This window comes from Myxococcus sp. MxC21-1, from assembly GCF_032612255.1.
Taxonomy (GTDB): domain Bacteria; phylum Myxococcota; class Myxococcia; order Myxococcales; family Myxococcaceae; genus Myxococcus; species Myxococcus virescens.
Genome location: NZ_CP123278.1, coordinates 3,510,733 through 3,536,432, shown reverse-complemented (window position 1 = coordinate 3,536,432; position 25,700 = coordinate 3,510,733). Strand labels below are relative to the sequence as shown.

Below are 25,700 nucleotides of genomic sequence, written 5' to 3'. Positions count from 1 at the left end.
GGCTCCGGCACACCGCGTCGGGGACTGGCACCGGCTGGCCGCCTGCCCGTGCGCCGGCCGGAGTGTCCAATGGCCGATGGCCACATCGCGCGATTCCCCGTGACGGAGGGGGGCGTGTTCTCATACCAGCAAGTCAGAGTAGGAGGCTCATGGAAGACACCAACGGCTGCCCCGGACGTACCAGGCGCATCGCATATTCCGGGCAAGGCGAATCCAAGCAAGACACCGCGGACCAGCTCCGGCTGTTGATTGAGAGCGTCACCGACCATGCCATCCTGACGCTCGACCTGGACGGGTACGTAGCAAGCTGGAACCCAGGCGCCGAACGCATCAAGGGCTACCGCGCGGACGAGATTCTGGGGCAGCACTTCAGCCGCTTCTATCCGCCCGAAGCCGTGGCGCGGAACCGGCCGCGGTACGGGCTCGACGTGGCGACGCGTGAGGGCCGCTTCGAGGAGGACGGCTGGCGCGTCCGCAAGGACGGCAGCCGCTTCTGGGCCAACGTCGTCATCACCGCGCTATATGACGAGACCGGGCAGCTGCGTGGCTTCGGCAAGGTGACGCGCGACTTCACCGCCCGCTATCAGGCCCAGGAGCAACGGGAGATGGAGCGCCTCCGGGAGGCCCTTCGCATCCGTGACGACTTCCTGTCCGTGGCGTCCCACGAGCTGCGCACCCCGCTCACCCCGCTGCAACTGAAGCTGACGGCCATGCGCCGCACCGTCGCCAGCGCCCCGGGAGGCATGCTGCCGAGCGAGCGCGTGGAGCGCGACCTCGACGTCGCCGTCCGCCAGGTGCGCAAGCTGGTGGAGCTGGTGGACGACCTGCTTGACGTGTCACGCATCAGCGTGGGCCAGCTGACCCTGGAGCGTGTGCCCGCGGACCTCACGGCGCTGCTTCGAGAGGTCGTCGCTCGCTACCTGCCACAAGCCAGCCAGCTCGGAAGCACCGTGGAACTGGACGCGCCGGCGCCCGTGCAGGGCGAATGGGACACACGCCGGGTGGAGCAGGTGATGACCAACCTCCTCTCCAACGCGCTCAAGTACGGAGGGGGCAAGCCGATTCACGTCAGCCTGCGCGCGGAAGGCGGCCTGGCGCTGCTGAGCGTTCGCGACGAGGGCATCGGCATCGCGCCGGAAGCACTGCCCCACGTCTTCGACCGGTTCATGCGGGCCGTGTCCGGCCGCAACTTCAGTGGGCTGGGGCTCGGCCTCTTCATCGCCCACCAGGTCGTTTCGGCGCACGGGGGCGACATCCAGGTGTCCAGCGTGCCGGACAAAGGGAGCACGTTCAGCGTCCGGCTCCCGCTTGGCCCCACGTAGACACACGCCATGGGACGTCCCTGTCAGGTGCTCAGCGCACGCACCCGGCCCGCGAGGTTCTGGGTGAAGAGGCGGAAGATGCGCAGCGCCGCCGCCTCGTGCGTGTCCACGAAGCGTTCGAAGTCGACACGGCTGATGCGCAGCGCCCGCACGGAGGTCCGCGCACGGACATGGGCGGACACGGGCCCATCCTGCACCAGGGAGATTTCCCCCAGGTACGCCCCGGGCCCCAGCGTATTGAGGTGCCGGGCGTCCCCCTCGGGGCCACTGAAGACGTCCACGGAGCCGTCCATCAAGACGAAGAGCCCCAGGCCGGGCGCGCCCTTCTCCAGCAACACGGCGCCGGGCGCGATGACGACCTGACGCGCCAGCCGGTAGAGGTCCTTCATGTCCTCCAGGGACAGCTCGCCGAAGATGGGGATGGCCTTGAGGAACCGGTACCCGTTCGCCGCGGGCGCCGACGCACCTCCGGAACGGCGAATGAGCATGGCCTCCGCTTCCGCCTCCATCCCCATGCGGCGCAGCAGCCGGGCCTTCTCCGTCACCAGCGCCGGGTCCCCGCGCGCGTCCTCCGAGCTGCTCACCGCGTCCGCGAGCACTGCCAACGCCCGGTGCGTGAAGCCCTCCGCGTCCAGCAACTGGCAGATGCGCAGCACCGCCTCCACGAAGCGCGGGTCCTCCGTGCGCACGCCTCCGAGCGCTTCTACCTCCGCGTGCGCCTGCCCCAGCTCCCGGTAGAGCGTGGCCGCCTCGAAGGGACGGTCCAGGCGCACCAGGCACTGCGCCATGGCTTCGCGGGAGCCCAGCTCCTGGTAGATGGCCAGCGCGCGTTCCAGCGCCCCCTCGCTCGAAGGCGGCGGCGGCGCGCTCGGCATCACCCGCTCGGAGGTAGCTCTCCGCGGCGGCCATGTACTTCCCACTCTGGAAGTAGAGGTCCCCGGCGGTGGCGTCCTCGCCCTGGCCATCCATCAGCCGGGCCGCGCCCAGGAAGTCCCGCGCGCGCCGCAGCACCTCGACGAAGCCACGGCGCTCCTTCGCCGGCCCCTGTTCAGCTTCGTGACGGATGCGCTCGCGCTGTGCATCGCCCAGCTCCTCGTAGAGCTGTGCCGCCCGGTCCGTGTCCTCCAACTCGACCAGAGAGCGCACCGCGCGGAGGGCACCCTCCACGGGCGTGCGCAGCCGCCCGCTCCCCTCGCCCTGGCCACCTGCTGACTCTGTCATGTCGGGTCTCCCGTTCCGGTGAGACCGGCCAGCATGGGCGCTGCCAACGCGTTGCGCCCCTTCCCGGCCTGCCCCCTCTTCTCCCATAGCCTCGCATTGAATGCCGGGCCTGCCAACGCCTGCCGCGAAAACGCGGGCGTCAGTCCGCGTCCCGCGCCCGCTCCGCCAGCTGCCGCTGGGAGGCAGTCCTCCGCCACGCATCCTCCAACAGCTGGCGGACCAGCGCCGGACGCGCCGCGGCAACGCGCACGAGCAGGTACTCGGGGTACCCCGCGTAATGGTCGGTGATGTAGCAACTGTCTGGCTCGGCCTGCATGAGGACGTCCCGCACGCCGGGCTCCACCTTCACCACCAGCGACTCGCCGTCCTCATGGAAGCGGGCGATGAACTTCTTGCGCACGCGGAACGAGGGCGTCCCGAAGGACGTGCCCTCCTCCATCCCCGGCAGGGACAGCGCCAGCGCGCGCACCGCGTCGAACGTCAGCCCCTGCGTACCCCCACCGCGCATCGCACGGCGCCTGCCCCGTGTCGCCATGGCGCATCCCTACCAGAGGCCCAGGCAAACACGGCAGGTCGCGCGCCCTGTTGAGACTCCTTCCCGTGGAATGTCAGACATGATTTCATCCCCGGGCGGATGTGGCGATGTGATGACCCGCAGTGTCATGTCTGTGATTTCATCAGCACGTTCGTCCGCGCCGACACGTGGGGTCCGCGACACACCGAGTCCGCTGTGACACAGCACCTCTCAGCCGAGAAGGCCCAGACAGCCGCGACTAGCGGAAATCCCGGAGCCGCCGCGCCTCCGCGCGGGACCTGCCTCGCTCCCAGAGCGGGCGGCCAACAACCACCCCCAATCGGAATGAGCCCGGGAGAGAACCGTTCGGATGTCGGCTCCCGTGATATCTTGACTTCCATGTCTGCACTGGACCGGGCTCATGCCGCACCCTCCTCGCCGGACGTGAAGGGCGAATCGCAATGGAGGACGGAAGTCGAAGGAAAGGGTGACACGCCGCTGCACGTCACGCTGCCCTACGAGCACGCACGCCGGGGCTACGACGCCTCCACGGTGCGCCGGTTCCGGCTCACGGTGGCGGAAGGTCCGAACATGGGGGCGACGTGGGAGTCCACGGGTGACACCTGCTCGGTGGGCTCGCACCCGCTGAACGACTTCGCCGTGGAGGACTCCACGGTGTCCCGGTTCCACTGCGAGGTGCGCATCGGACCTCGGGGCCCCCAGGTGAAGGACCTGGACAGCCTCAACGGCGTCATCGTCGACGGGGTGCAGGTGGTGGAGGGCGTGCTGCGCAGTGGCAGCCTGCTGCGCCTGGGCCGCGTGGTGCTGCGCTTCGACTTCAGCGCGGAGAACAACCGCCTGCCGCTGTCGGAGAACTCGCGCTTCGGCACGCTGGTGGGCGCCTCCGTGGCCATGCGGGGCTGCTTCGCGATGATGGAGCGCGCGGCGGGCCGCGATGTGACCGTGCTGCTCGAAGGCGAGACGGGCACCGGCAAGAGCCGGCCGCGCTGGCCATCCACCAGGCCAGCCCCGGCGCGACGCGCCCTTCCTCATCGTGGACTGCGGCGCCATCCCCGCGCACCTGTTGGAGAGCGAGCTGTTCGGCCACGAGAAGGGCGCGTTCACCGGCGCCGTCCAGCGGCGCGCGGGCGTCTTCGAGGAAGCCGACGGCGGCACCGTCTTCCTGGACGAGATTGGCGAGCTGCCCGCGGAGCTGCAGCCCAAGCTGCTGCGCGTGCTGGAGAACCGCGAGATCCGCCGCGTGGGCAGCAACACGTATCAGCCGGTGAACGTGCGCCTCCTCGCCGCCACGCACCGGGACCTCCGCGCGGAGGTCAACGCGGGCCGGTTCCGCTCCGACCTCTTCTTCCGGCTCGCGGTGCTGCGCCTGCTGCTTCCACCACTGCGTCAGCGTCCGGAGGACCTGCCCATGTTGGTGGAAGGCATCCTCGACCTGCTCGGCGCGGACCGCGAGCGCACGGGCGCGCTGCGCACGCCGGACTTCCTGGCCAGGTTGCGGCACGCGGCGTGGCCCGGCAACGTGCGCGAGCTGCGCAACTACCTGGAGCGCTGCCTCGTCTTCGAGGAAGCAGTCGAGCTCTCCGAGGAAGAGGCCCACCGCTCCGGCCCACCCGAGGTGGACCCCTCGCAGCCGTACGCCGACCAGCGCCGTCACGTCGTGGATGACTTCGAGCGCCGCTACCTGCGCGCGCTGCTGGAGAAGCACCAGGGCAAGGTGGCCCAGGCTGCCGTCACCGCGGGCATGGACCGCGTCCACCTGTACCGCCTGCTGCGACGCCACGGCATCAAGCCGTGAGCCTCACCGCGGGCGGCTGACGCGCCAGCACCCCAGTCCCGCGGCGGACACGGGTGTCGCCAGGAAGGCCGTTTCCAGGCCCTCGAGCGCACGCGCGGTCGCCACCAGGTCCGTTCCTGGTGGCTCCGCGACCCAGCCCGGCAGGTGCAACAACCCGCCGCCGCTGTCCTCGCGAGGCAGCTCCGCGACGTGAACGGTGATGGCCAGGTCCACCGGGCGCGGCGCCTCGCTCGCCGCCACGAACTCCACCAGGGCCAGCGCGGCGTGCAGCACTCGCGCTCGCGCGGCCTGCTCCGCCCCTGCTTCCGGCGGCAGCGGCGCGAAGGCCAGCAGGCAACCGCTCCCCTCCAGCCGCACGTCCAGCCCCGCGGCGCGCGCGGTCCCCCCACGCGCTCCAGCAACGCATCCAGCCGCTCCAAGGACGAAGGTTCCACCGCGCCGTGGAGCCGGGCTTCCGCGTACAGCGCCACGGCGAGCGTGGGCTGGTCCTCCGTGGGGCTGCCCTTCACCGCGCGCCGGAGCGCGTCGAGCCACGCATCGATGTCCGGGTATCGGTCCTCGCGCCGCTTCCCCATGCTGCGCAGCACCACGGCATCCAGTGCGGCAGGCACCGGGGCGCGCTCACTGGGCCGAGGAGGCGGCGCATTCAGGTGCAGGTCCTCCACCTCGTGCCGGGTGGCGCCCTGGAAGGGCGGCTGCCCGGTGATGAGTTGGAAGAGCAGCACGCCCATCGCGTACAGGTCCGTGCGGGCGTCGGGCGGCTCGCCGCGAATCTGCTCGGGCGCCATGGACAGCGGCGTACCCAGGGAGACGCCCGTCAGCGTGAGCGTGGACGCGCCCGGCGCATCCGGCGTCAGCCCCTTCGCCACGCCGAAGTCCACCAGCTTCACGCGCGGCGCGCCACCGCCCGTGCTCAAGCGCACCACGTTCTGCGCCTTCAAGTCCCGGTGCACGACACCGGCCTGGTGCGCGGTGCGCAGCGCGCCGCCCACCTGCTCCAGCACCTCCAGCGCCTCTCCCGGCGACAGCGGCCCGCGCGAAGCCAGCTCCGCCGCGAGGTCCCTCCTCCAACCACTCCATCGCGATGAAGGGCCGCCCGTCCGCGAGCGTGCCGTAGCAAAGCACGTCGACGATGTGCGGATGGCTCAACCGCCGGAGCGTCTCCGCCTCCCGGCGGATGCGCCGCAGGGCGACGTCCGAGGGCTGCGGGAGCAGGACCTTCAGCGCCGCGAGCGCCCCCGTGCGGACATGTCGGGCACGGTAGAGCGTGGAGACAGGCCCCCGGTAATGGACCTGCTCCACCAACCAGTCCGATACCAGGGCGCCGACGCCCAGCTCCTCGCCATAGAGGGCCTCTTCGTCACCCGATGCCATGCGGCAGAGGGCCTACTTCTTCCGAGGGAAGGGAAGGGGCAGCTCCTCCCCCGTAGGCAGCGGCTTGACCGTCCCCGAGGTACGCCCGCAGGACTGGGTGCGCATCTCCTTCGCCACCGTGTCACACGGGGCATGGAGGTAGGTGGTCACCGACTGCTTCCACAGCACGTTGTCATCGTCGTGGCACGCCTCGTAGTCGCCATCCCTCGGCGTGAGGGGCCCATCCAGGATCTCGCACTTACCGGCCACGGGCGGACTGAGGGACGTGAAGCAGGGCCCCGTCACGCGCGCGGCACAGTTGGAGCCCGACGAGGGCAGCGCGCAGACGCGGTTCGCCGCGTACGCCGCCCCGCTCGACCAGGCCGGGTCGTAGCAGGAGAACATCTTCCGGTAGATGGAGCCGCGCACGATGACGTCGGCGCCCACCACCACGTACCGCTTCTTGTCCCCATCCCCCATTTCCACGACGTCCACCTCCGCCCCCAGCTCGTTCGGCAGGAAGATGTTTCCGTAGAATGCGCCCTCGCGCACGGAATAGACCTGCTGCTCGGACAGGCCATAGGTGGACGCGGAGTCCGGATACGCCTCGACGTTCGCCAGCCATTCCACGGTCGTGCTCGAAGCCGGCGCGGTCATCACGCTGTAGTAGCCCCCGGCCGGGCAGGTGAAGGAGACCACCGGCACGGCGGGCGCCCCCACGCAGCTGCCTGTCGCCTCGCCCAGGTTGCGCGCGTCGAGATGGTCACACCCCGCGATGCCCTCGCACACCCGCAGGACCGTGGGCCCATTCACACTGGAGCCCACGATGGGAGACAGCCCCGCACAGGACAGCGGACCACCCGCCCCCACCACGACGGCCGTGGAAGGCGTGCAGCGGCCAATGCCATCCGGCGTCCAACCGCAGTCACGCTGCTCGCCTGATTCGCCCAGGACACAGTCCCCGAAGCTGGCCAGCGCATTGCCCGTGATGGGGACGTGCGCGGCCGGGCGCGTCTTCGCATCCAGCGTGTAGATGTTGGGTCCCGACGCGTAGAACTGGTGCTCGCCGCGCATGGACAGCTCCACGCGCCGACCCTCCGCGTTGTTGCGCGCCAGCACACAGGCGGAGACGCGCTCCAGGCAGCTCCGGCTCGGCGGGGAATCAGCCCAATCCGGGCAGAGCCCCGCCTGTCCAAGCCATTTCCGGACGCCGGGGCTGGGCTCCCGCGGGTCGTAATAGGCAACCTCCTGTTCGACCGTCAGCGCGCAGCCCACCAGGTACTCCATGAACCGCTGCGCATTGGGGTCATGCAGCCGTCGGCGCGTGTTCGCGTCGCCCAGCGTGGGGTGGAACAGCTGCACGAGCGCCGAGGTCCCCAGCAACTGGTTGGAGTCGGCGTTGGTGGAGATGGCGTTGAGCACCAGCGCCTGCGTCGTGAGCGAGTTGGCGATGCGAATCTCCGACGCCTGCGCCCCTACCGTGGGCGTCTCCTCTTCATGAGGCCCGGTTCCGCAGCCCGACAGGGCGAAAAACACGAGCGAGGAAACCGCCAACAGGCGAGGCGAACCAAGGGCCATGAGACGTCCTCCAAGAACGACGGAAGGAAGGAGAGCTGCCTCCCAGCAAGCATGTGCCGAGCCAGCCTGGGAGGTTGTATGCGGTGCCATGAGAGCAGATCTCCACGCAGCATTCGCGTAGCGCTTCACGTCACACTGCCGCCGGACAGTGACATTTCTCGCTACACGTCGAAAAGGGCAACCCGCAGGGACTCCAGGCGGGCTCGCCACAGGGGAGCGCCCTCCTCCACCGCGCGCTCGGCCCGGACCACCCAGGTGCGCGCCTCGTCGGCACGTCCCGCCTGGAGCGCGCCCCGGGCGGCCTGGAGGAGAATCTCCGCCTTCTCATCCGCTGAAGCCAGGGTGTCCGCGTCGTCCGCCAGGGCCAGCCACGCCTCCCGCGCCGAGCCGCCGCCCCGTGCGTCCTGGACCTGAAGCTCCACCAGCCTCCGCATGACGGCCGTGGGCGGCAGCGATTCAGGCGGACAGTGGGCGTCAATCCACCGGAGCTGCCGCGTCGCCTCCTCCAGGTCGCCCAGCGCGGCGGCCAAGCGCGCGAGCAGCAACGCATCCACCGGGACGGGGTGCTCACGGAAGAAACGCACGCCCAGCTCGTGAACACGCCGGGCCAGCGGCAGCGCCTCCTCCAGACGGCCTTGCATGTAGAGCACCTCGGCGAGGTTGAAGGTGGACCAGCGCTCCACTTGCGCATGGCCCAGCTCCCGTCCCAGCGCCATCGCGCGGCGCAGGTCCTCTTCCATCCGAGCCACATTCCCCAGGCGCAACCACAGCAACACCCGGTTGATGAGCGTAGCGGCCCGGTGCAGTGCGTCCCCGGCCTGCTCGCAGCGCAGCAGCGCCATGTCGAAGCGGGTCGCGGCTTCGTCGGTCCGGTCCAGGAACGTGAGCGCCGAGCCCAGCAGCGCCAGCGACACCACGAGCGTCTCGTGGTCTTTCGCCCGCTCCGCGCCTTCCACCACGCCGGTCAGAACGCGCACGGCGGCGCCCCACTCCCCAGCCGGACGTGGAGCCGGCCCCGGGCCAGCGAGCAGCGCAGGGACAGGCGAGGCTCATCCAACCGCTCGATGCGTTCCAGCGCCTCACGTGTACAGGCCGACGAACCCTCCACGTCCTCCATCCAGTCGCGGGCGGTGGCTTCCTCCAGCAGCAACTCCACCTGCTGGGCCTCGTCACCGCGGGCCACGGCCAGTGCCCGCGCGGCGCCCAGGTCCGCCAACCCCTCCCGGAAGCGCTGAAGCCGGTGACGGACGCGCCCACGCCCCGACAACGCCAGGGCCCGGCGCTCCACATCTCCCTCCGGCAGCAACGCGAGCGCGCGCGTGTAGTGCTGCTCCGCCTCGACGGACAGGTGCGCACGGCGCGCGGACTCCGCGAGCGAGAGGAACGCGGTGAGGGCCTCCGCATGAGCACCACAGGCCGCGGCGTGGTGGGCCCAGCGACGGCGCTCGGCCATCCCGTCCCGGGGCGTGGCACGCAGCGCCGCGGCGTGGAGGACGCGACGTGAGGAAGCCGGCAGCAACGCCTCCAGCGCCTCGCGCAGCAGGGGGTGACGGAAGGCGAAGTGGCCCGGAGCCGTGGGCCGCAACAGCCCCGAGCGCGCCAGCCGCCGGAGTCCGGCCCCCGCGTCGAGCGACGTCACGCGCGCCATCTCCTCGCTCGGCTCCAGCTGTCGCAGGGCGGCATCCACGCGGGACACCTCCACTTCCGTGCCCAGCACCGCGCAAAGCCGGGCCAGGATTCGGTGTGCCGCGGGGAGCCCGGCCAACGCCCGCGCGGCGAGTCGCTCGAAGAGTGGCGTCACGGAGACGTCCAGCAACGCGTCCGGCGCGATGTACCACCCGCCTCCTGGAGACGCCCGCAAGGCCCCCGCGGCCCGCAGCGCGCCCGCGAGCTCCACCAACGACAAGGGGACACCCTGCGCCAGTTGTTCCAACCGCGCCAGCACCGGCTCGGGGACGTGCTCGGCGGGGCGCAGCAGATGCAGCAGCAGGGAACGGCTCGCCTCGGGCGTCAGCGGCGGCAGTGCGATTCGCGCGACGCGGGCGCTGCGCTCGCCCAGGTGCGGTCTCAACCCGAGCAACGCGGGCCTCGCGGCGACGCAGACCCAGAGCGGTGCACGCACCCCCGCCAAGGTGGCGACCTCCAGTGCATCCAGGCTGGTGGGGTCCGCCGGTGCGCGTCGTCGATGAGCAACACGCGAGGGGCCGCCTGCGCCTGCCGCTGGAGTCCCTCGGCGAGGCAGCGCGCGGCTGCGTGTCGCTCATCCGCGAGTGGAAGCGTGGGTGCCTGGACAACACGGGCCGGCTCGGCGGTGGCCCGCAGCGCGTCCAGCAGCGACTCCGAGGACGCGGCGTCCGGAGGAGGCGCGCGGAGCCGCACCACGAGGCACCGCCCCGCGGCCTCCAGCCGGGTGGACAGCGCCTCCAGGACGCGGGACGTGCCGTGCCCCACGTCACCCGTGAGGACGCACAGCCCTGGGACGCCCTCCTCGATGCAGCGTGATGCCTCGGCCTCCAGCGCCGCCAGGACGGCATCGCGGCCCGACAGGGGCGGTGCATCCGCGGAGGACGTGGCCGCGCCCCCATCGTGCAATCGCAGGCGCGCGCCATCAGGCGAGTGCTCCGTGGCGCCCGGCCCCAACCGGCCGCGGCGGAGGCAGTGACGCGCGCTTCTCCCAGGGCGAGGTCTTCCGGCCACCAGTCTCCTGCGGACTCCAAGGCAGGCCCCGCGATCCGCGTGGTCGTGGCGCCCGGAAGAACGTGCAGCCGCGACAGGTGCAGGACGGTGGCGGCCTTGCCCTCCTCCATCAGCTTGCGCGCCACCAGTGCGCCTGCGCGAAGGTTGGCCTCGGCAGACAGGGACTCGGAGAACACGACCAGATAGCCCCGTGCGCTGGCGCGCGCGAGCGTGCCGCCCTGAGGCTCGAAGGTCAGCCGAAGCACATCGACCGGGATGTCCGCGCGGACGCCCAGCAGCGCGCCCCACCGCTCGCCGGCCCCCGGCCCGGACGACGTGGGCACCGCGGCGGGCGCGCCCTCCGGCGGAGTCATGGACAGGGACTGGGTACACGCGGCATCGAAAGCGGCGAGCACATCCGAAGCCCGCGAGAAACGTTCGGAGGGCGCCTTCGCCAGACACCGCGACAGCACCGCGTCGAGCGCCGTCGGCACGGGCGCGCGCTCCGACACCCGGGCGGGGCGAAGGCTGACGTGCCCGTGGCGAATCTCCTCGGCGCCGCCGATGAAAGGCGGCGCGCCAGTGAGCAACTCGTACAGGAGGACGCCCAGCGCGTAGACATCCGCGGCGGCGCCGGCCTCGCGCGCGTCCAGACACTGCTCAGGTGCCATGTAATACGGCGTGCCCAGCCGCTGCCCCACGAGCGTCAACACCTCGGACTCCGGGCGCTCTCCGTCGTCAGGTGCGTCCAGGAACCGCGCGAGCCCGAGGTCCAACAGGCTGAGCGCCCCACCCTCACGCAGGAAGATGTTCTCCGGCTTGAGGTCGCGGTGGGCCACGCCCACGGCATGGACGCGCTCCAAGGCGGCGCAGAGGCCCCTGAGCAATTCGCGCACACGGGGCACGGACGCCGCGCCCGAGCCCGGCAACGCAGCCATCCACGCGGCGAGCGTCTGGCCATGCAGCCGCTCCATGACGAGGAACGGCCGCCCTCGGACAACCCCCGAGTGGTGGAGCGTGGGCGTCGTCGGCGCGCCGATGCGGCGGAGCGCGGCGGCCTCCCGGGCGAAGCGATCGCGGTGAGGCGGCCGTCCCACCTTGAGCGCGACCTCACGGCCATCCTCCTCGCGGTAGGCGGTGAAGACGTGTGAGAAGCCGCCCGAGCCCAGCAACGCCGCGGGGCTCAAACCTGGCACGTCCGGGAGCGGAAAGGGCTCGGCGTCAGGGCCAGGCGACGAAGCGCGCTGGCCATGCACAGGACACACCGCGCCGGTGGCGAGACGGCGGTGGCAGACCGGACAGCGCATGGGGTGAATCGAACGTTACCAGAGCGCCTGGCTCAGGACGATGACAACCCCCATCAACCCTTCGCCCGCGATGAGGCCGGCGGCCAGCGTCACCACCCGCCCCTCCTGCGCCCCTGGATTCGCCCTGCGGGCCAAGGCCGCCGCCACCCCGCCCAGGAAGAACCCCAGCGCGGTGGACGCCGGCAACAGACACGCCAGGCCCATGCCCAGGGGAGACGGCACCCAGTGTCGCACCCGTTCGGGAAGCAGTCGCTCCGTCAGCGTGAGGACAGCGGCGGCGAGCGCGGCCCAACCGAGCGCCGCGCGCGTGCCCGGCTCCAACCCCGAGAGGCCCGAAGCCAGCACCTGGGCGATGCTGGCGGTGACCGTGGCGGCGGGCGCGGGGAAGCGCTCGCCCCCCAGCGCCGAACGGTCCGGCACCAACAGGAAGAACAGCGGCACCACCGCGGCGGCTCCCACCGCGCAACCCACGAGCTGCGCCAGGAACACGCGGCGGGGATGGGCCCCCAGCAGGTGTCCCGTCTTCACGTCACTGAGGAGGTCCGCCGCGGACGACGCCGCGTTGACGGTGATGCCCGCGGTGGCGAGGTTCGCCTCCACGTTGCGCGGCAGCAGCACGCCATAGGTCATCTGCGTCACCTGCCCCAGCGGGCCCACGGGCGTGACATCCGTCTCCCCGTGACGCGGCAGGCGATGAGACACAGCACGAATGACAACGCCACCGCGAGCGCGGCGTGTGGCAGCGGAACGCCAAAGCCCACCTTGGCCACGGCGAGCGTGGCGGGCGTCAACACGACCAGGCCCGCCAGCAGCCAGCGTCCCGGCACCTGAAGCGCGTCCACCGGATGGGGCGCCACGGAGGGACGTTTGAAGAGTCCCTTCAATGCGCGCCCCAGGACGCGGCCCTCCAGCGCGAAGTGCAACAACGACGCGGTGGTGAGCGCCGCCGTCCCGGGCCAGAGACTCCAGGCGAGGAAGTCTCCATCTGGAAGCAGCAGCCCCGAAGCGAACACGCGCGGTGCCACGACGCCGTGGATGAGCAGCGCGCCCAGGAACCAGGACGCCGTGAGCCGCAGTCCCAGCAGCGCGCCCGCGCCCAGCGGAAGCAGACTCGTCTCGAAGCCGAAGCCCAGGCGCTCCAGCGACATCCCGCTCAGCGCTCCGGGGAAAGGAAACACGTAGGGAAGGCGGCCCAGCCCATCCCGCACCAGGGTGACGAGCGCGGCGATACCTCCCCCCAGGCCCAGCATCGACAGCCGCGGACGGGACGACGCGCCCGTGGTGTGAAGCGCACGGATGGTCGCCGCCGCGGCCGTGCCCGTGGCGAACGGAAGCTGCTCATGGTCCACCAGCTTGCGCTTGAGAGGCACCGCGAAGAGCACGCCCAGCGCGGACAGGAGGAAGGTCCACGCGAGCAGCGCCCACCCGGGGGATGACTGCCCGTCGTGAGCAACCACGCGCCCTGAACGGACACCAGGGCGCCGCCCGTCGCATAGCCCGCGGACGACGCCACGGCCTGCGCGGAGCACGTCTCCAGCGGCGAAAGCGGAGCACCCGCGACGCCCGGCGCCACGCGCCGCATCGCTCCGTGTGCCGTGTGCGCGAGCAACGCGGCGGTGATGGCCACGGGAAAGGCCACGGCCATCTTCAGGCCCGCATAGAGGTTGGTCGCGCAGGTGACGGCACCAATGCCACTTCCGAGCAGCACCGCCCGCAGGGTGAGCTGCGGCACCCGGTCCCCCTGGAAGACCTCGCGCAGCCAGAAGGTGTCCAGTGCCTCGGGGGAATCCCCTGGGATTCGCAGCAGCGTCAGCGGTGCCTGCGCCGGTGTCACTTCCTCGGAGGCAGCTTGGGGAACGGGCTGAGACATGGGCCGTTCCATCTTTTCATTCCGGGGCCATCGGGGACGAGCCCCCTTCCCCATTCGCCACCACGGGACGCAGGCGCTGTACGCCCAGCATCAGGAGGTACCGGTCAGCGACACCGGGCAGGTAGCGCTCCAGGTGGAGCCCATCGGGACGGAATCCCAATTCGGCCAGGAAGCGGAACACGCGATGCGCGGCCTGGTCATCACGGACGGCGCACTCCAGCGTCGCGAACAGGGTCGGCGCCATCTCCTGCCGCCGGCTCCCGGGAGGCAGCCGCCTGCGGGGTTTGATGCGAAAGCCCACCTCGCCCAGGAGCTGCCCGTCCACCACGTCGAGCGTGCGAACGTACCCACTCGTCAGCACGGGGATGCCGCGGCGCTCGAGTTCCTTCTTCCACTCCGGCACCGCGGCACGGAACGCCAGGGGCCCGGGCGGCGCAGTGACGGGGAACCACACGAGCACGGACGGCTCGCCCCAGTGCTCCAGATGGACCCGCGGCCCCGGCGACGCGCCGAGCCCCCGGAGGTACTGGTCGGCCAGTTGGAGCGAGAGCAGCCGCGCGGACAGGTCCTGCCGCCACGACATGAGCATCGTCTCTCGCGCGCGTGCGTCCTTTCGGAGGAACTCACGGATGGCGGAGAGGGAGATGCCCGCGGCGCGCAGGCTACTGATGAAGCGTGCTTCACCGACCTGTCCGGGAGAATAGGCGCGGTAGCCATTCGCGCGCCGTGCGGAGGGCAGCAGCAGGCCCTTGCGCTCATAGAAACGCAGCGCGCTCGGTGCCAGGCCACATCGGTCCGCGAACTGGGAAATCGTCAGCATCCGGCGGCTTTCCCTTGAGGTTGAACCTGCTTCAAAGTGGAGGGTTCGGAAACCATGAACGTTTCCATCGTCTCCCGAGGTGAAATCAAGCTGGTGGGCCTCAAGGTGGTCGGCCGGCGCAGCGAGCTGAGCCACCGCGTCCCGCTGGCGTGGCTGGACCTCCTCTCTCGCCTGGATGGACTGTCCGGAGTGGTGGACCGCGACGTGTTCCATGGCTGCGTGCCGGGCAGCGACCACGAGCAACCGGGCGATGACCCCGTCTACCAGTACTGGGTCACCACCGAGGTCCGAGGACTCGACGCGGTCCCAGAAGGCCTGAAGGCCCTGACGATTCCCGCGCGCGACTACGCCATGACGCCGGTGCAGGGCACGGCGGACGCCATCAACGCGGCCTACGGCCGGCTGGCGAATTGGCTTCAATCGGAAGGCAGGCGCTCAGACCCTGCCGCCTACGTGCTGGAGCGATACGACCAGCGTCGACAGCCCGTGACCCCGCCGTACGAGCGCTTCGATTACGAACTGCTCACACCCCTGGCGCCCTGAGCGACATCTCCCAGGCACCGTCAACGAGGAGCGCGGACGCGGACACCGAGCAAGCGCCCGCGTCAAACCATGCGCACGACAACAGACGCTTGTTCGTCGGACGCGACGACACCACCGTCACAGCGCTATGCGCGAGACCTGTCCGGACGCGACGGCATGACCTGAGCCAGGGCTTCCGCCCGGGGAAGCCCTTCCACCGCGCCGAGCTTCTCCACGACACGGGCCCCGACCTCACACGCGAACGTGGCCAGCGCCACCAACTCCTCGCCGGTTGCATCGCGCAGCGCCTCAGCGCCGCCGTACCAGCGCACCAGCCCCTGCAGCAGGCCCGCGACGAAACCATCGCCAGCGCCGGTGGTGTCGACGACGCGTGTCTGCGGCGCCGCGACGTGGATGCGCTCCCCTTCCACAGCAGCAGCGCGCCACGCTCGCCCAGCGTCACCACGGGCAGCGGCACGCCCATCGCGGCCAGTCGCGTCAGCGCTTCGTGGGGCACCTCCGTCCCCGTGACGAAGCCAATCTCCTCCTCGGAGAGCTTCACCACGGTGCACAGCGGCAGCATCCGCGCCAGCAGGCCCTTCAGGAGAGACGTGTCCTCCCACGCGTGCAGCCGCAAGTTGGGGTCACAGCTCACGATGAGCCCCGCGTCTCGCGCCAGCCCCAGCATCCGCACCGCGGCCTCCTGCGCCTCCGGCCACTGGAGCGAGTTGGAGCCACAGTGCACCGCCTTCGCCCCCAACAGGAACGCCGCGTCGACATCCTCCTGTCCCAGCAGGAACTCCGCGGAGCGTGTCCGGAAGAAGGTGAAGCTGCGCTCGCCCTTCCCATCCAGGGAGATGAACACCAGCCCGGTGCGAGCCTCCGCCGTCTGGCGCAGGTGACTCACGTCCACGCCTTCCGCCGCCAATCGCTCGCGAAGGAAGTGCCCGAACTCATCCGCGCCCACCACGCCCAGCATGGCCGGACGCAGCCCCAACCGGGCCAGCCCCACCGCGACATTCGCCGGCGAGCCACCGGGGCACGGATGCCACGCGGGGACGTCGCGCACGCGGTGCCCTGAAGCCGCCGGGAGGAAGTCCACCAACGTCTCGCCAAAGCACACGACATCCAGCGGCGGCATGAGCCCCTCGCTTCCGAACTTCGTCAATCCAGGCCCACCTGGGCCATGAAGTCCACGCTCTTGAGGCGACGACCCAGGTGGTGGGCAATGAAGACGTTGAGCAGGCCGCGAGCACGCGCGCGCAGATCCGGCGGCAGCGGCGTGCGCGCCCTTCCTGGAGCGCGCGCAGGCCTGACAGCAGCGCCACCGGCACCGCCACGGACTCGCGAGCCCGGGCTCCACACGGCTCACACACCGCGCCGCCATGGGCCTGGTCGAAACGAGGCCGCTCGCCCGGAGCGCCGCCACACAGCGAGCACGAATCAAACCGAGGCATCAACCCCGCGTGCGCCAGCGCGGACAGCTCGAAAGCCAAGAGCGATGTGGGCCCGGCCTCCTTCGCGTCCAGTCGCGTCAGGTACGACTCCAGCAGGGCGAACAGCTCCGGCTGCGGCTCATGGTCCCGCGTCAGCTCGCGGCACAGCTCCACCGCGTACAAGGCCCGGGCAATCAGGGACAGGTCCTCGCGCGCCGCATAGAAGCCCGCGACGATGTCCGTGCCGTCCAGCCGCACCGTGCTGCCGCGCGTCTCCACGATGTGCACGCGAAGCCGCATGAACGGCTCCAGCGCGCCGGCGAAGCGCCGCTTGCTCTTGCGTGCGCCCGCGGCGAAGGCCGTCAGCTTCCCATGCTCGCGCGTCAGCAAGGTGACGAGCCGGTCGGACTCGCCATAGTCCACCGAGGACAGCACGAGCGCGTCGTCGTCGTATCGCTCCATGGAGATGCTTCAACGCGCGAGCGGATTGGGAAGCTTTCCGCTCAGCACCAGGAACAGGTACACGCCCAGGAGCAGGGCCGCCAGCAGCACGGACAGCCCCACGTAGGCCCGCTTGCGCCGCTCCTGCTCCAACTGCACGGGAGATGGCGCCGGGATGGACTTGTCCACCTCCTCGTAGCGCAGCACAGCCTCTTCCGGAGACATGCCGATGACCTGCGCGTACGCGCGGATGTAGTTCACCACGAAGATGCGCGAGGGCAGCCGTTCCACCTGACCGGCCTCGAGCGCGGTGATGAGCGTGGGAGGAATCTTGGTCTCCCGCGCGACGTCGTCACGCGAGAGCCCTCGGAGCTCTCGCTGCTGGCTCAGGTATTTGCCGAAATCGACGTGGTCCACGGGTCCCCAGATACCCAACGCGCTAGAGCTTTTCCAGCAGCCTCCGGCAGTCGTCCTTCAGCACCTGTTCACCAGCTTTCGCCTTGGTCTCACAGGTGGCGAAGGCTGCCTTTGCCGCATCGACCTGCCCCAGCTTCGCCTGGCAGACGCCCTCACGCATGTACGCTTCCGCCACATCCGGGCAATTCTCGCGGTAGTGCGTGAACTGGCGGCACGCCTCGGAGGTGCGCCCCGTCTCGTCGTAGATGAGGCCCAGGTTCTTGTAGCCCAAACAGAAGTTGGGGTTGGTCGTCACCGCGGCCTTGATGCTCTCCACCGCGCGGTCCGGCTCGCCCTTCTTGTAGTACGCCCACCCCAGGTTCCCCTGGGCGATGAAGGGCGTCGGGTAGAGCATGTCGTTGAGGACCAGCTCATAGAGCTTGATGGCGTCGTCGTAGCGGCCCTGGTCCAGGTGCACGTTGGCGAGGTTGGTGCGCGCCTCGGAGAAGTCGGGGCGAACCTCCAGCGCCTTGGTGTAGTGCTTGACGGCCTCGTCGGGACGGCGAAACGCCAGGTGCAGCAGGATGCCCATGGCGTTGTTCGCGTCGGGGTAGTCCGGGTCGTTCTTCAGCGACACCTGCAGCTCGCGCAGCGCCTCTTGGAGCTCGCCGGCCTGCTGGGCCTGCAATGCCAGGTCGTAGTGAATCTCGGCGCTCCGCTTCTCCTTCTCCGTGGGCGTGTGGGAGCAACCGGAGGACACCAGCAGCAGCGCGAGCGAACAGGACGCGTTGGAAAGGCGGAACATGGGGAGCGACTCTCGACGAGGGTGAGGGGGCGGTGACTCAGAAGGCGGCCAGGAAGCGGCCCAGGGTGGTCGTGACGTTCTTCTTCTCCTCGGCGCGCGCCACCACGGCGGGCACGAGCGTCGGGTCCTTGAAGAACACCGGCAACGTCTTGAGCTGCTCGTCCTGCTGCTCGGGGGCCATCGCGCGCCAGTTGGCGTCGTCCATCATGAACCCGAGCGACTCCACGAAGGCCAGCGCGTCCCCCTCGTCATCGCGGTACTCATCCGCTGACACGTTGCGCCGGCCGGACAGGTACACCGCGCAGTCCGCGGCCTCCGCCAGGTACAGGTACACGAAGACAGCCGCGGTCCCCTGCCCTCCCCGGAGGCCCACGACAAAGGCCTGCGCCGGGCCGGCCTGCTTGCCCGGAATGGCCACGTGCGGCGCGTTGAGGGAGGTATGCAGCGCCAGGATTTGCTCCCGCGTGGCGGGCAGCCCGCGGTAGCGCTCGTCGAGGTTGAACACGGTTGTCTCCGTTACCCGAAGCCCCACACCCGTCAGCGCGTGGTGAGGGTGAACTCCTGCGTCGCATCCTGCGTGTCCGCCGCCGTCTTCTGGAAGCGGAGGATGGGATTGTCGATCATCACGTTCCCGCCGCCCTCGTTGCCCTCGCCAATAATGACCCGAAACACGTGGGCAGGCGAACTGCTGCGCGCGTCCCCGGCGTTTCCCTTCCGGGCGATGAACGTCACCTTGTTCGCCCCCGGCCGCAGGTTGCGGGTGATGTCCACCACCACCTGGTCCTCGTTGCCTCGCAGCTTGCGCAGCCACGTGGAATTAATGAACACGTCGATGTCGTACCCCGTCATCCCCGGCACCGTCTGCTCCGTCACCAGCCAGTAGCGCTGGGTGAGGCGCCCGGGGGCCGAGGGCGCGCCGCGCCTGCTGCGCCGCGGGAGGCTCCTTCGCGGCGGGGGCGGCCGGCCCCGGGGCGGCGGGCGCCGGTGCCTGGGGTGACGCGGCGGGGGCCGGAGGCGTCACCGCCGTCACACGGGCCGCGTAGCCCGGCGCGTCGATGTGCACGTTCCCGGCCTCGTCGATGCGGACGGTGGCCTTCTCGAACTTCTGGTTGGTGACGCCGTCAATCTTGACGCCGTTGAGGAAGACGGAGCCAGCGTGCGCCCCGAACGGGGCCAGGGCCAGGGCGGCGGCGAGCGCGGCGCTGGGGAACAGGGGGTTCTTCATGCGGGTCACTCCTGAGAATCTCCAACAGTCCCGGGCACTTGGAACGCTTAGCGCACCCGGCGGGACGGAACAAGGCGCGCATACACCCCGTTGGAGCGTCCCAGTCGCCCGGAGATTCACCCCACCCACTCAGGGCATGGGCTCGGGAGGCACCTCGCGCTGCGCCAAGGCCCAGTCTCCGCCCAGCCCGTGGCCCTCACGGAAGCGCCGGAAGTCCCGGCGGACCGCGCGCGGATAGCGCCGGAAGCGCTCCAGTTCGCCCTGCTTGATGGCGTTGCGGATGCGGGTGGGGCCGGCGTTGTAGGCCATCAGGGCCAGGTCCCCACCGAAGCGCTCCTGTAACGAGCGCAGGTAGCGGATGCCCAGCCGCACGCAGAGCGCGGTGTCCGCGGTCACTTCCTCGCGGGACAGGCGCAGTCCTTCCTTCTCCGCCAGGAAGTGCAGCGTGCTCGGTTTGATCTGCATCAACCCACGCGCGCCCTTCACGGAGACGGCATCTTCCGTGAAGTCCGACTCCACGTCGATGATGGCCAGGATCAGCAGCGGATCATACGCGAGCCGCCCGGCCTCCTCGGCGATGGCCTGGATGAGCTGCCGGCGCAGCGTCAGGCCCAGGTCCGGGGCCCGGCGCGCCAGCACCGCGTCGATGAGCGACGCCTCGGGGGAGATGACCTCCGCCGCCACGACGCCCGGGACGACGGGCTGCACCGGCCGCTCCTCCAGCAGCGGCACCAGCCGCGCCGACACGACAAGCGCCGCCCCCGCGAGCAGCGGGAGCCGGGAACAACCCGAGCTGAAGGCGTGGAGACGTTCGAAGAGCCGCGTACCGAAAGACCTCCCGCCCGAAGGGGCGGGAGCTTTCACTTCCGGTGCTCCAGGGCCTGGATGCGCTCGGCCAGCTTGTCCAGCCGGGTTCCAAACGCCGCCAGTTCCTCGCGGCGGGGCAGCTTCATCTTCATCAGGGCCTGGCGAACCCGCTCTTCCACGTTGTGCTCCAGGTCCTTGCGGTGGCCCACCAGCCGCTCACTGAACTCCCGGGCCTGGCGCTTCACCTCGTCCTGGCTCCAACCCGCCACCGCGGCCACGCGCTGCACGGCCCGTGAGGCTTCTTCCTCGGCCGTGTTCACCGCCAGCAGGGCCTGGCTCCAGAGACGCTCGAACGTCTCCGTCACGGAGTGCTTCTCTCGGGGGGCCTCGGGCTTGTTGTCCATGGGGTCTCTCCGGGAGGTGTACAGGCCAGACGTTCAGGCCCGACCCGGTCGGGGAACGGCCGAAATAAGCACACCCCCGACGTGAAGGGAACGACGGCGATGTGCCTCCCCCTTCTCTTTCGTACTCGGAGAAAGGGAGAGGCCACACTGCCTGTCGGGATTCGACGGGACTTCAGGCGCGCGGCGAGGACGCGGGGCTGCTTGCGGGCTTCGCGCCGTTCACCCGACGGACGGGCTTCAGCAGCGAGTCCACCTTGCGGGACAGCTTCGCCAGCTCCTTGTTGAGGTCCTTCAGCTGCGCCTGGCTGGCCACGCCCACGGCCTCGACGACGCGCGTCTGGATACCGTCAAAGCGCTTGCGCAGCTCGGTGCCCGCGGCGTCCACGCGCCGGCTCAGCTCGGTGCTGGCCTCGTTGGCGCGCTTGCTCAGCTCCTGCACGCGGGGGTCCGTCAGCAGCTCACCGGCCTGGAACTTCGCCCACAGCGCCTGGGCCTCCTTGGCGGCCTCCTGCCCACGGGACTCCAAGGTCTTCACGACCTTGCCCGCTTCGCCTTCCAGTTCCTCGATGCGCTTCTGCGCCTGGGAAATCTGGGCCTTCAGAAAGCTCTCCACATTCTGCGCCAGTCCGCTCTTCGCAGCGGCCTCGGAGCTCTGAACTTCGTTCTGCGTCGCCTCGGTCTCGGTCTTCGTCGTGGCCATACCGTCCTCCCCTATCCCGGCTTTCGCCGGGCGGTAACCAGGTGCGTCACTACAGCGTTCAACAGTTAACGCAGCGCGCCATAAGCGTCAAGCCAACGACGAGCCCATAACGCGATTAGCCATAAACAAAGGAAAACCGCCGCCCCAGAGAAAGCTCTGGGAGCGGCGGTTGTCTTTCAGCGAACGCTTTAGGACGGCTGGGGCGCGGCTCAGGCCGCGCCGGTCGTCTGCGTGCCTACCGGGCGGGAAGGCTCGCCCAGGGGGCCGGTGTCGCCGTGAGTGGCGGCCAGGGCGGCCTCCATCTCGTTGACCTCGTCGGTGGGGCTCTCCACCGCGATGTCCAGGTGCTTGTAGTTCGGCAGACCCGTGCCGGCGGGGATGAGCCGGCCCATGATGACGTTCTCCTTGAGGCCGCGCAGGTAGTCCACCTTGCCGTTGATGGCGGCCTCGGTGAGCACCTTGGTGGTCTCCTGGAAGGACGACGCGGAGATGAAGGACTCGGTGGAGAGCGAGGCCTTGGTGATGCCGAGCAGCAGCGGCTCGCCAACGGCGGGACGCTTGCCTTCCGACATGACCTTCTCGTTCTCCTCCTCGAACACCCACTTCTCGACCTGCTCGTCGACCAGGAAGTTGGTGTCGCCCACATCGGTGACGCGCACGCGGCGGAGCATCTGCCGCACGATGGTCTCGATGTGCTTGTCGTTGATCTTCACGCCCTGCAGTCGGTAGACCTCCTGCACTTCGTCCACCAGGTAGCGCGCGAGTTCCTTCTCGCCGAGCACCTTGAGGATGTCGTGCGGGTTGGCCGAGCCGTCCATCATCGCCTCGCCGGCCTTCACGCGGTCGCCGGAGTGGACGCTGATGTTCTTGCCCTTGGAGATCAGGTACTCCTTGGCTAGGTCCGTGCGCTGCTCGCCGTTCACCTCGGGGGTGATGATGAGCTTGCGCTTGCCCTTGGTGTCCTTGCCGAACGACACCACGCCGTCGATCTCCGCGATCGCCGCCGCGTCCTTCGGCTTGCGCGCCTCGAAGAGCTCGGCCACGCGAGGCAGACCGCCCGTGATGTCCTTGGTCTTCGTCGTCTCGCGCGGCACCTTGGCGATGACCTCGCCCGGGTGGATCTCATCGCCGTCGTTGACGGTGATGATGGAGCCCTGCGGCAGGAAGTAGCTCGCCGGGTTGCGGGAGCTGGGCAGGTCCATCATGTTGCCGTTGGCATCGCGGATGGTGACGCGCGGACGCGCCTCCGGGTCCTTGGACTCGATGACCGTCTTACGCGACAGACCGGTCACCTCGTCCAGCGCCTCGGACATCGTCACGCCTTCGATGATGTCCTCGTAGCGCACGACACCGCCGACCTCGGTCAGCAGCGGAATCGCGAACGGGTCCCACTCCGCCATGAGGACGCCCGGCTCGATGCGCTGGCCTTCCTTCACGAGGATGCGGGCACCGTAGATGACCTGGTAACGCTCGCGCTCGCGGCCCGAGTCGTCCACGACGACGATTTCGCCGTTGCGGTTCATGGCCACCAGCGTGCCGTCCGTCTTCTGCACGGTGACGAGGCCCGCGAACTTCACGCTACCCGCGTAGCGGTTCTCCAGGCTGGACTGCTCCGCGCGCCGCGTCGCCGCACCACCGATGTGGAAGGTGCGCATCGTGAGCTGGGTACCCGGCTCACCGATGGACTGCGCCGCGATGACGCCGACCGCCTCACCCACGGACACCTTGCGGCCGCGGGCCAGGTCACGGCCGTAGCACTCCACGCAGATGCCGCGCTTGGCCTGGCAGGTGAGCACCGAGCGGATCTTCACCTTGTCCATGCCGCTGTTCTCGATGCGGCGGACGCGGTCCTCGTCGATCTCCTCGTTCGCGCGCACCAGCACCTCGCCCGTCACGGGGTCGAGGATGTCATCCAGGGCCACGCGGCCCAGGATGCGCTCGCCGAGCGGCTCGATGATCTCGCCGCCCTCCACCAGGGCGCCGATGAACAGGCCGTCCATGGTGCCGCAGTCGTACTCGTTGATGATGGCGTCCTGCGCCACGTCCACGAGACGGCGGGTGAGGTAACCGGAGTTGGCCGTCTTGAGCGCCGTGTCCGCCAGACCCTTACGGGCGCCGTGCGTGGAGATGAAGTACTGCAGCACGGAGAGGCCTTCACGGAAGTTGGCCGTGATGGGCGTCTCGATGATTTCGCCGGAGGGCTTCGCCATCAGACCACGCATACCCGCCAGCTGACGGATCTGCTGGGCGCTACCACGCGCGCCCGAGTCGGCCATGATGTAGATGGGGTTGAAGGACGGCTGCTTGCGCGTCTCGCGCTTGCCGTCGCGGTCCCCGGACGTCTCCTCCTGGGAGATCTGCTGCATCATCTCCTGGGCGACCTTCTCGGTGATCTCCGCCCAGATATCGATGACCTTGTTGTAGCGCTCGCCGTCGGTGATGAGACCCTCGAGGTACTGGTTCTCGATCTCCGACACCACCGCGCGCGCCTCGTCCAGGAACACCTGCTTCTTCGCAGGGATGATCATGTCCTTGAGCGCGATGGAGATACCGGCGCGGGTGGCGTTGTAGTAGCCGAGGCTGCGCACGCGGTCCGCGAGCAGCACCGTCTCCTTCTCACCCGTGAGGCGGTAGCAGAGGTCGATGAGGCCGCCGAGCGACTTCTTGTCGAGCACCTTGTTGATGGCGTCGAAGCCCACCGCGCGGGGGACGACCTCCCAGAGGAGGACGCGGCCGACGGTGGTCTCCTTGCGCTTGCCGTCGATGCGGCAGACGACCTTCGCCTGGAGGTGCACTTCACCGTGGTCGTACGCGGCACGCACCTCGTCCGGCGAGGCGAACACGCGGCCCTCGCCGTTGGCGAACTCGCGGGCGCGGGTCATGTAGTAGATGCCGAGCACCATGTCCTGCGTCGGGACGATGATGGGCTTGCCGTTCGCGGGGCTGAGGATGTTGTTCGTCGACATCATCAGCACGCGGGCCTCCATCTGAGCCTCGATGGAGAGCGGCACGTGCACGGCCATCTGGTCGCCGTCGAAGTCGGCGTTGAAGGCGGCGCACACCAGCGGGTGAAGCTGGATGGCCTTGCCTTCAATCAGCACGGGCTCGAAGGCCTGCATGCCCAGACGGTGCAGCGTGGGCGCGCGGTTGAGGAGCACCGGGTGCTCGCGGATGACGTCCTCGAGGATGTCCCAGACCTCGGGACGCTCCTTCTCCACCATCTTCTTCGCGGACTTGATGGTGGTGACGTAACCCTTCTCTTCGAGCTTGTTGTAGATGAACGGCTTGAAGAGCTCGAGCGCCATGATCTTCGGCAGACCGCACTGGTGCAGGCGCAGCTCGGGGCCCACCACGATGACGGAGCGGCCCGAGTAGTCCACGCGCTTGCCGAGCAGGTTCTGGCGGAACCGGCCCTGCTTGCCCTTGAGCATGTCGGACAGCGACTTCAGCGGGCGCTTGTTGGGGCCCGTGATGGTCTTCCCGCGACGGCCGTTGTCGAACAGCGCGTCCACGGCCTCCTGCAGCATCCGCTTCTCGTTGCGGATGATGATGTCCGGAGCGTTCAGCTCCTGGAGGCGCTTCAGACGGTTGTTGCGGTTGATGACGCGGCGGTACAGGTCGTTCAGGTCGGAGGTCGCGAAGCGGCCACCGTCCAGGGGAACGAGCGGACGCAGGTCCGGCGGAATCACCGGAATCACGTCCAGCATCATCCACTCCGGCTTGTTGCCAGAGACGCGGAACGCCTCGGCCACCTTCAGGCGCTTGGCGTACTTCTTCCGCTTCGCCTCGCTGGTGGTCTCGCGCATGTCCTTGCGCAGCTCTTCGGACAGCTTCTCCACGTCCAGCGACTTGAGCATCTCGCGGACGGCCTCGCCGCCCATGCCCGTGGTGAAGGAGTCCTCACCGTGCTCCTGGTAGAGCCGGTGCATCTTGTCCTCGCTGATGAGCTCGCCCTTCTGCAGCGGCGTCGCCTTCGGATCGAGGACGATGTAGCTCTCGCAGTAGAGGACCTTCTCCAGCTCCTTCAGCGTGATGTCGAGCAGGTTGCCGATGCGGCTCGGCAGCGACTTGAGGAACCAGATGTGGGCCACCGGCGTGGCCAGGGTGATGTGGCCCAGGCGCTCACGGCGCACCTTGGACTGGATGACCTCCACGCCGCACTTCTCGCACACTACGCCGCGGTGCTTCATGCGCTTGTACTTGCCGCAGTTGCACTCGTAGTCCTTCACCGGCCCGAAGATGCGGGCGCAGAAGAGCCCGTCCCGCTCCGGCTTGAACGTGCGGTAGTTGATCGTCTCCGGCTTCTTCACCTCGCCATGGGACCACTGGCGAATCTTGTCGGGCGACGCCAGCGCAATGCGGATGGCGTTGAACGACAGCGGGTCCTTCGGCTTCTCGAAGAAGTTGAAAATGTCCTTCACGTTGCCTCCGAAATCTCGTTGGGCGCCCCCACATCCAAGGGGGGCCGCCAGCTGATTCGGGCCCCC

The 25,700-nt window shown here is 69.5% G+C and carries 13 protein-coding genes and 7 pseudogenes; 3 read left to right on the top strand and 17 right to left on the bottom strand.

The genetic code is table 11. The features are described from left to right. Nucleotides 1-149: 149 nt before the first annotated feature. Nucleotides 150-1,322 (top strand): PAS domain-containing sensor histidine kinase, encoded by a 1,173-nt coding sequence (locus QEG98_RS16330; protein ID WP_316567317.1) that lies wholly within the window; start codon nucleotides 150-152, stop codon nucleotides 1,320-1,322. Between the two features lie 23 nt (nucleotides 1,323-1,345). Here QEG98_RS16330 and QEG98_RS16325 read toward each other — a convergent pair. Together QEG98_RS16325 and QEG98_RS16320 are read right to left on the bottom strand one after the other, a co-directional pair. Continuing rightward, nucleotides 1,346-2,543: pseudogene (locus tag QEG98_RS16325) on the bottom strand (cyclic nucleotide-binding domain-containing protein). 139 nt (nucleotides 2,544-2,682) lie between these two features. Further along, complete coding sequence (locus tag QEG98_RS16320) at nucleotides 2,683-3,051, bottom strand: MmcQ/YjbR family DNA-binding protein (RefSeq protein ID WP_090494989.1); 369 nt, start codon at nucleotides 3,049-3,051, stop codon at nucleotides 2,683-2,685. A gap of 405 nt (nucleotides 3,052-3,456) precedes the next feature. Between QEG98_RS16320 and QEG98_RS16315 the strand changes: the two are divergent. Continuing rightward, nucleotides 3,457-4,873 (top strand): annotated as a pseudogene (locus QEG98_RS16315) (sigma 54-interacting transcriptional regulator). On the opposite strand, the gene QEG98_RS16310 reads toward QEG98_RS16315, so the two are convergent. The 5 genes and pseudogenes from QEG98_RS16310 to QEG98_RS16275 all read right to left on the bottom strand — a co-directional run bounded on the left by QEG98_RS16310 (nucleotide 4,756) and on the right by QEG98_RS16275 (nucleotide 14,477). Next, nucleotides 4,756-5,877, bottom strand: a complete 1,122-nt coding sequence (locus QEG98_RS16310; RefSeq protein WP_410478025.1) for a protein kinase domain-containing protein — start codon at nucleotides 5,875-5,877, stop codon at nucleotides 4,756-4,758. The pseudogene QEG98_RS16315 and the gene QEG98_RS16310 overlap by 118 nt on opposite strands. A 382-nt stretch (nucleotides 5,878-6,259) precedes the next feature. Further along, complete coding sequence (locus QEG98_RS16305) at nucleotides 6,260-7,804, bottom strand: hypothetical protein (protein ID WP_316567316.1); 1,545 nt, start codon at nucleotides 7,802-7,804, stop codon at nucleotides 6,260-6,262. A gap of 161 nt (nucleotides 7,805-7,965) precedes the next feature. Further along, nucleotides 7,966-11,787: pseudogene (locus QEG98_RS41930) on the bottom strand (protein kinase domain-containing protein). A 15-nt stretch (nucleotides 11,788-11,802) separates the two neighbouring features. Next, nucleotides 11,803-13,657, bottom strand: a pseudogene (locus QEG98_RS16280) (OPT family oligopeptide transporter). 16 nt (nucleotides 13,658-13,673) lie between these two features. Then, entirely contained in the window at nucleotides 13,674-14,477 is an 804-nt protein-coding gene (locus QEG98_RS16275; protein WP_316567312.1) for a MerR family transcriptional regulator, read from the bottom strand. 54 nt (nucleotides 14,478-14,531) lie between these two features. On the opposite strand from QEG98_RS16275, the gene QEG98_RS16270 reads away from it, so the two are divergent. Further along, complete coding sequence (locus QEG98_RS16270; RefSeq protein WP_316567311.1) at nucleotides 14,532-15,020, top strand: GyrI-like domain-containing protein; 489 nt, start codon at nucleotides 14,532-14,534, stop codon at nucleotides 15,018-15,020. Nucleotides 15,021-15,145: 125 nt separating this feature from the next. Here QEG98_RS16270 and QEG98_RS16265 read toward each other — a convergent pair. The 10 genes and pseudogenes from QEG98_RS16265 to rpoC all read right to left on the bottom strand — a co-directional run bounded on the left by QEG98_RS16265 (nucleotide 15,146) and on the right by rpoC (nucleotide 25,634). Further along, nucleotides 15,146-16,167: pseudogene (locus tag QEG98_RS16265) on the bottom strand (carbohydrate kinase family protein). Further along, nucleotides 16,164-16,897: pseudogene (gene recO, locus QEG98_RS16260) on the bottom strand (DNA repair protein RecO). Before recO ends, QEG98_RS16265 begins: the two co-directional pseudogenes overlap by 4 nt. A gap of 9 nt (nucleotides 16,898-16,906) precedes the next feature. Then, entirely contained in the window at nucleotides 16,907-17,293 is a 387-nt protein-coding gene (locus tag QEG98_RS16255; RefSeq protein WP_316567310.1) for a helix-turn-helix transcriptional regulator, read from the bottom strand. 22 nt (nucleotides 17,294-17,315) lie between these two features. Next, nucleotides 17,316-18,077: a social motility TPR repeat lipoprotein Tgl gene (tgl, locus tag QEG98_RS16250; RefSeq protein WP_090494965.1), complete on the bottom strand. Its 762-nt coding sequence runs from the start codon at nucleotides 18,075-18,077 to the stop codon at nucleotides 17,316-17,318. Between the two features lie 37 nt (nucleotides 18,078-18,114). Next, nucleotides 18,115-18,582, bottom strand: a complete 468-nt coding sequence (locus QEG98_RS16245; protein WP_011553133.1) for a hypothetical protein — start codon at nucleotides 18,580-18,582, stop codon at nucleotides 18,115-18,117. A 32-nt stretch (nucleotides 18,583-18,614) separates the two neighbouring features. Next, nucleotides 18,615-19,302 (bottom strand): annotated as a pseudogene (locus QEG98_RS16240) (hypothetical protein). Nucleotides 19,303-19,431: 129 nt separating this feature from the next. Further along, on the bottom strand, nucleotides 19,432-20,166 hold the full coding sequence (locus tag QEG98_RS16235) for a lytic transglycosylase domain-containing protein (RefSeq protein WP_316567309.1): 735 nt from the start codon (nucleotides 20,164-20,166) through the stop codon (nucleotides 19,432-19,434). Then, a complete protein-coding gene (locus tag QEG98_RS16230) occupies nucleotides 20,163-20,513 on the bottom strand; it encodes a phasin family protein (RefSeq protein WP_090494969.1) in 351 nt (116 codons plus the stop codon). The genes QEG98_RS16235 and QEG98_RS16230 overlap by 4 nt, the downstream gene beginning before the upstream one ends. A 172-nt stretch (nucleotides 20,514-20,685) precedes the next feature. Continuing rightward, nucleotides 20,686-21,213, bottom strand: a complete 528-nt coding sequence (locus tag QEG98_RS16225) for a hypothetical protein (RefSeq protein WP_090494973.1) — start codon at nucleotides 21,211-21,213, stop codon at nucleotides 20,686-20,688. Between the two features lie 209 nt (nucleotides 21,214-21,422). Then, nucleotides 21,423-25,634, bottom strand: a complete 4,212-nt coding sequence (gene rpoC, locus QEG98_RS16220; protein WP_090494975.1) for a DNA-directed RNA polymerase subunit beta' — start codon at nucleotides 25,632-25,634, stop codon at nucleotides 21,423-21,425. Nucleotides 25,635-25,700: the final 66 nt, after the last annotated feature.